Consider the following 1,412-nt stretch of genomic DNA (forward strand, 5'->3'; position numbering starts at 1 on the left):
GTCATCTCCGAGACGATCAGCACCGCCGTCAGCGGCGCCCGCACGACGCCGACGAAATAGGCGATCATGCCGAGCACGACGACCGCGCCGACCGGCTCGCCGGGAAAGAGGCTGGAGATGATCTGGCCGAGGCCGGTGCCGGCGGCGAGCGAGGGCGCGAAGATGCCGCCCGGAATGCCGGACAGCGCGGTGAGCAACGTCGTCGCCATCTTGGCCGGGCCGAACCACAGCGGCTCCGCGCCGCCTTCGATGATCCGCCGCGAGACGTCGTAGCCGGTGCCCCAGGTGAGGCCGGCCCCGGCGACGCCGATCACCGCGATGACGAGGCCGGCCGACGCCGCCCACAGGACCGGGCGGGCGCGGATGGCGCGGATCGGCGCGGCGGTCGAGAACGTGAACCAGAGCACGATGCGCGAGAAGAGGCCGCCGAGCAGCCCGCCGGCGACGCCCGCGACCGGCGCGATGACGAGCGCGGCCTTCAGCGACAGCGATTCGTGCACGGCGCCGAAATAGAGATAGTCGCCGGCGATGCCGAGGCTGACGAGGCCGGCGATGAGCACCGCCGCCATGGTAAGGAGCGCCAGCCGCTGCTCATAGGCCGAGGCGAGCTCCTCGATCGCGAAGGCGACGCCGGCGAGCGGCGTGTTGAAGGCGGCCGAGACGCCGGCCGCGCCGCCGGCGATGGTGACCGCGGCCGTGAGCGGCACGCGGAACAGGCGGTGCGTCGCGTTCATGATCGCGGCGCTGATCTGCACCGTCGGCCCCTCGCGGCCGACCGAGCCGCCGGCTCCGAGCGCGAGCACCGTCATCACCAGCTTCACCGCCGCCGTCTTCAGCGAGGTCAGCCGCTCATTGGCGGCCGAATCGGCATTGTGGGTGGCGGCGATCACCTGCGGGATGCCGGAGCTGCGCGCCTCGGGCGCCAGCCGCCGGGTCATCCAGGCGATGAGGGCATAGGCGGCCGGCGTCAGGGCCAGCGGCAGCAGCGGCCAGCGGGCGATGAGCCAGGCGAAGCCGTCCTGCGCGATATCGGCGGCGCCGGCAAAGGCGAGCGCCGCGAGGCCGATCAGCACCGCGCCGATCGTGGTCGCGGCACGCCGCTGCCAGACGGGGGCGTATCTCCGCCAGGGATTCATCGTTCAGCTCCGCTGCCCGCGTCGATCCCGGCGCAATACGCCTTCCCCGGCCGTCAGTCCATCCGGACGCCGCCCGTGATGTTGATGCCCTGGCCGGTCATGAAGCGGGCGGCGTCGGAGGCGAGGAAGACGACGACATCGGCGACGTCCTCCGGTTCCTCGATGCGGCCGAGCGGCGTCAGCGAGACATATTCGGCGCGCACCGCCTCGGGCGTCATGCCGCGCAGCTCCGCCTCCCAGATGATCTCGCGCTCCTGCATCGAGGTCTTCACGAAG

General features: G+C 72.2%; 2 protein-coding genes. Both read right to left on the reverse strand.

The window, feature by feature from the left end; translation table 11 throughout:
* A partial coding sequence (locus tag BGN95_RS07195; protein WP_353744681.1) for a chloride channel protein occupies positions 1–1,073 on the reverse strand: 1,073 nt, incomplete at its 3' end.
* A gap of 116 nt (positions 1,074–1,189) precedes the next feature.
* Positions 1,190–1,412: SDR family oxidoreductase (locus tag BGN95_RS07200; protein ID WP_286772105.1), on the reverse strand; the 223-nt coding region annotated here is incomplete at its 5' end.

Source organism: Sphingomonas sp. 66-10 (assembly GCF_001897045.1).
Classification (GTDB): domain Bacteria; phylum Pseudomonadota; class Alphaproteobacteria; order Sphingomonadales; family Sphingomonadaceae; genus Sphingomonas; species Sphingomonas lycopersici.